This window comes from Actinoplanes sp. ATCC 53533, assembly GCF_003947245.1.
The window spans coordinates 1-4,570 of the sequence record NZ_QHHV01000174.1 but is presented as its reverse complement, the minus strand read 5'-3'; the positions used below and the strand labels follow the sequence as shown (position 1 = coordinate 4,570).

Annotated in this window: 7 protein-coding genes; 3 read left to right on the top strand and 4 right to left on the bottom strand. The window is 69.7% G+C overall.

What is annotated here, in order from left to right:
* Window positions 1-937: Si-specific NAD(P)(+) transhydrogenase (gene sthA, locus DMB66_RS43650; RefSeq protein WP_125810005.1), on the top strand; the 937-nt coding region annotated here is incomplete at its 5' end.
* Here the strand turns inward: sthA and DMB66_RS43645 are convergent.
* Both DMB66_RS43645 and DMB66_RS61770 read right to left on the bottom strand, forming a co-directional pair.
* Window positions 938-1,747 (bottom strand): L,D-transpeptidase family protein, encoded by an 810-nt coding sequence (locus tag DMB66_RS43645; RefSeq protein WP_233625266.1) that lies wholly within the window; start codon window positions 1,745-1,747, stop codon window positions 938-940.
* Between the two features lie 62 nt (window positions 1,748-1,809).
* A complete protein-coding gene (locus DMB66_RS61770; RefSeq protein WP_158647562.1) occupies window positions 1,810-1,974 on the bottom strand; it encodes a hypothetical protein in 165 nt (54 codons plus the stop codon).
* 222 nt (window positions 1,975-2,196) lie between these two features.
* On the opposite strand from DMB66_RS61770, the gene DMB66_RS43640 reads away from it, so the two are divergent.
* Entirely contained in the window at window positions 2,197-2,835 is a 639-nt protein-coding gene (locus DMB66_RS43640; RefSeq protein WP_125810003.1) for a CGNR zinc finger domain-containing protein, read from the top strand.
* Window positions 2,836-2,877: 42 nt separating this feature from the next.
* Window positions 2,878-3,657: a zf-HC2 domain-containing protein gene (locus DMB66_RS43635; RefSeq protein WP_125810002.1), complete on the top strand. Its 780-nt coding sequence runs from the start codon at window positions 2,878-2,880 to the stop codon at window positions 3,655-3,657.
* On the opposite strand, the gene DMB66_RS43630 is transcribed toward DMB66_RS43635, so the two are convergent.
* Window positions 3,654-3,890 (bottom strand): hypothetical protein, encoded by a 237-nt coding sequence (locus DMB66_RS43630; protein WP_125810001.1) that lies wholly within the window; start codon window positions 3,888-3,890, stop codon window positions 3,654-3,656. The genes DMB66_RS43635 and DMB66_RS43630 overlap by 4 nt on opposite strands.
* A gap of 59 nt (window positions 3,891-3,949) precedes the next feature.
* Window positions 3,950-4,396, bottom strand: a complete 447-nt coding sequence (gene mscL / locus DMB66_RS43625) for a large conductance mechanosensitive channel protein MscL (RefSeq protein WP_125810006.1) — start codon at window positions 4,394-4,396, stop codon at window positions 3,950-3,952.
* Between the last annotated feature and the right edge of the window lie 174 nt (window positions 4,397-4,570).

Here is a 4,570-nt window from a genome sequence, read left to right as displayed (position 1 = left end):
CGACGACCGGACGATCGTCGACTCGGACGGCGTGATCAACCTGGACAAGGTGCCGCGCAGCATGGTCGTGGTCGGCGCCGGGGTGATCGGCATGGAGTACGCCTCCATGTTTGCCGCCCTCGGCACCAAGGTCACCGTCGTCGAGCGGCGGGACAAGATGCTCGACTTCTGCGACGAGGAGATCATCGAATCGCTGAAGTACCACCTGCGCGACCTCTCGGTGACGTTCCGGTTCGGCGAGGAGGTGGCCGCCGTCGAGCGCCACCAGACCGCCGCGCTCTGCATCCTCAAGAGCGGCAAGAAGATCGCGGCCGACACGGTGATGTATTCGGCCGGCCGGCAGGGGCAGACCGACGACCTGGCGCTGGAAGCAGCCGGGCTGAGCGCGGACAAGCGCGGCCGGATCGACGTGGACACCAGCTACCGCACCGCGGTCGACAACATCTACGCGGTCGGGGACGTGATCGGCTTCCCGGCGCTCGCCTCGACCTCGATGGAGCAGGGGCGGCTCGCGGCCCAGCACGCGTGCGGCGAGCCGGTGCGCGAGATGCACGAGTTGCAGCCGATCGGCATCTACACGATTCCGGAGATCAGCTTCGTCGGGAAGACCGAGGACGAGCTGACCGACAGCGCGACCCCGTTCGAGGTGGGCATCGCCCGCTATCGCGAGCTGGCCCGCGGTCAGATCGTCGGCGACTCGTACGGGATGCTGAAGCTGCTCGTCTCGCCGGCGGACGGCCGGCTGCTCGGCGTGCACGTCTTCGGCACCGCGGCCACCGACATCGTGCACATCGGCCAGGCCGTGATGGGCTGCGGCGGCACGGTGGACTACCTGGTCGACGCGGTCTTCAACTACCCGACCCTGTCGGAGGCCTACAAGGTCGCGGCGCTGGACGCCAGCAACAAGATCCGCAACATCACCCGGATCGACGGCTGATCAATACACCCAGACCCGGGTGTCGATCGGGATCTTGTTGTTCTTCCAGATCCAGTTCATCGCCGAGATGGACAGCCGGGCGCAGCCGTGCGAGGCCGGGTAGGGCGGCACGCTGTTCGCGCCGTGCACGGCGATGCCGCCGTTGAAGTACTTCGGGCGCCAGAGCAGGCCCAGCGGCGCGTGCCGCCAGCCGTCGATCTGCCGGGACACCCGGAACTTGCCGCTCGGCGTGTCCGCCAGATAGGTCTGGCCCTTCTGCTCGTAGTGCTCCATCGAGCCGGTCGAGGTGTTGAAGACCTGACTGACCGTGCCGTCGTCGACGACCATCAGCAGTTGGCGCTTGAGGCTGATCTCGATGACCCGGCCGCTCGTGCTCTTGGCCTTCGGCCGTACCCCCTGGTCCAGGGCCTTTTGGGTCTTGGGCCCGACGACGCCGTCGCGGGTCAGGCCCGCCGCCTTCTGCAGCGCGTAGACCGCCTGCGTGGTCTGGCCGCCGAAGGTGCCGTCGGCCTTGCCGTTCCAGTAGCCGAGGTCGGTGAGGCGCTGCTGCAGCGCCACGACCCGGGTGCCCTTGACGCCGGCCTTCAGCTTCTGCGGCTTCGGCGAGGCGGTCGGCTTCGGCGACGGCGAAGCCGTCGGCCCGGTCGGTGCCGGCTCGGTCGATGGCGGCGCGGCCGCGGGGGTCGAGGCCGGGGCCGTCGAGGGTACGGAGGTGGGCGCCGCAGCCTGATCGGAGCCGCCGGAGTCGCACCCGGCAGCCAGGGTGGCGGTGGCGACCACCACCGCCGCATACGTCAGAGCTCTGCGCACCACGCCTCCCTCGTTACGCCATGGTCACACGCGAAAAACCTCTCAGTGCGGCCGTTGCCCCGTCAAGGGCGGATCCGAGGGGGCGAGGTGCCGGCGCGGTCAGCGAGCGGTGAGTCGGAAGCGCTCTGCGCCGCGGCGGCATCGGCGGGGCGCGGGGCCGGAGCGAAGGTGCCGGCGGCGAGCAGCGTGAGGGCGGCGAGGGCGCGTCCGAGCAGTTTTCTACCCACGTGATGTCCTTGGGGAAGCAGTGGCTTGCGGGACGGGGCGGCCGCTGCTCACATCTTTGTTCATCGATCTGTAGGCCCGCAAGGTTAACAGTCCTAATAGTTAATTTAAGTTCCAATTTGATCATGATCAGCGCTGCGTCAGTGCCGGGAGACGCTGCGTGGACCGTATGATCAGGCGACCGGTGGATGCTGATGTGAAAAAGAAACAAGTACTCTTCGCCTATGTCATGGAAGGCAAGTGCCCGGCACGGCGTACGCGAGGCGCCCGCCGGCCTCGCCCTCCTGCAGGATCTGGTGAACACTCGCGGGACCATGTCCTACGCGCCGGACCTGCTGGGCGCCGCCGACGACGCGCAACGCTGGCTGACCGACGCGCTCGGCACCTGGTCCCGGGTGGCCGGCCTGCCCGCCCCCGTCATCCTGCTGTCGTCGACCGACCTGCGCTCGTTGCGCCGGCTGCGGGCCACGTTCGAGGGCGTCATCCTCGCCGGCGGGCGGAATCCCGAGCCGGACGGCGCCCTGCCGCCCGCCGACGTCCCGGTCAGCCTGGTGCCCGACGCGGACGGCTGGGTGCGGATGGTGCCCAGCGGCCGCGGCACCCGGTGGCTCGCGTCGGCCCTGTGGGCCGAGGCGCTGCTCGCCCAGCAGGCCGGCCTCTGGCCCCGGCTCAAGCTCTGCCACAACGCCGACTGCCGGGCGGCGTTCTTCGACACCTCGCGTAACAACAGCGGGGTCTGGCACGACGTCAGCACCTGCGGCAACACGGCGAACCTGCGGGCATTCCGGGAACGCAAGCGGCTGATGGGCAACTCCGGCAGCCAGTTGGGCGGCCCCAGCGTGCAGCGGCCCGACCTGCGCTGAACCCGCGGGAACCAGACGCCCTCCGTGGGCGACTATGGGGATATGGCGTGTGAGCGGTGGCGCGAGTTGGTGTCCGCGCAGCTGGACGGCGAGGACGACCCGGCTGATCGGCCCCGGGTCGAGGAGCATCTGGCCGGCTGTGCCGGCTGCCGGGAATGGCTCGACCGGGCGGCCACGGTCAACCGGCTGACCCGTACGGGCCTCGTGCCGGAGGTGCCCGACCTCAGCGCGGCCATCCTGGCCGCCCTGCCGCCCGCCCCGGTCCGCAGGCGGCGACGGATCGGCTCCGGGCCGCTGTACGTGGCCCTGGCGGCGGTCGGCGCCGTGCAGCTCATCCTCGGCCTGGCGCAGGTCGGTGGCGGGGCCAGCGGCGCGCACGTGCATACCGGGCTGGACGCGACGCCCGGGCACCTGTGGCACGAATCGGCCGCCTGGAACGTCGCCGTCGGGGCGGGTTTCCTCTTCATCGCGCTGCGCCGCAGCCGGCCCACCGGGCTGGTGCCGATGCTGACGGCGTTCGTCGGGATGCTGCTGCTGCTCTCGGTCAACGACCTCTCGGCCGCCCGGGTCGACACGGAGCGGCTGGTCAGCCACGGTTTTGTGATCCTCGGCTATCTGATCGTGGTCGCGCTGTCGCGGGTCGCCGGCGACTCGGCACGGCCACCGGGCGACCGGGTGGCCGGCGGGAACGGCTGGCACTTCGTCGAAGACTCGGCCGAGGATGAGCCCGAGCCGGCCCTGCCCAGGCTGCGCCTCGTGCCGCGCGGTCCGCTCACCGCCGTGGCGACGCCGGACGAGGACGGGGAGCGGCGGGCCGCTTAGCGGGTGTCTCGCGGGCGGACCGACAGCTCACGCCACTCGTCGGGGCCGACCAGCAACGCCCGCACCATGTCCAGCGCGGCGTCCTCGCTGTCGTATTCGAAGAAGTGTGAGACGCCCTCGGAGCCGCCGGCGCGCTGCTCCACGTACCACTGGTCACCGCTCGTCCGCAGGTAGACATCTTTGCGGGCGACGCGGCCCCATCTGCCGTTCCACCAGTGCTTACGCTGTTCCATCCCGGCACTGTATCGAACATCTGTTCGAACAGTGCTGGGTGGGTTGATCTTTTGCGAGATCAGTGGCGCGGTGGATCCTGCTGCTGGTGGCGGCCCAGGATGTCGTTGACCGCACCCGGGGCGACCTGCTGGCGCACCAGCGCGTCCCGGATCTCGGTGAGCAGCTTGACCTCTTCGCTCGGGGCCTCCGGCGGCGGCTCCTCGCCGCGCTTGCGGCGCTCGGCCAGCCTGTTGAGCGGGTAGACGACGAGGAAGTAGAGCACCGCCGCGGTCAGCACGAAGGTGATGACCGCATTGATGAAGGTCGCGTAGTCGAACGCCACCGCGCCGACGGTCCACTTGCCCGCCGTGGCGCTCGTGTTGCCACCCAGCAGCTGGATCAGCGGCTTGAGGAAGGCGTTGGTGAACGCCGTGACGACCGCGGTGAAGGCGGCGCCGATGACGATGCCGACCGCGAGGTCAACGACGTTGCCCCGCATGATGAAGTCTTTGAAGCCTTTGAACATGGACAAGAGTCACTCCTGCGCGTGAGCCGGGGATCGCCGGCCAGCAGTTTCCCACGCGGGTCAGCGACAAACCAGGTGATCCACTCAGTCGAGCGCGGGCGCCTCGGCCGTGACGGCCTCGTCCACAGTCGGGTAGGTGTGCAGCACCTCGACCAGGCCGCTGACCTCAAGAAT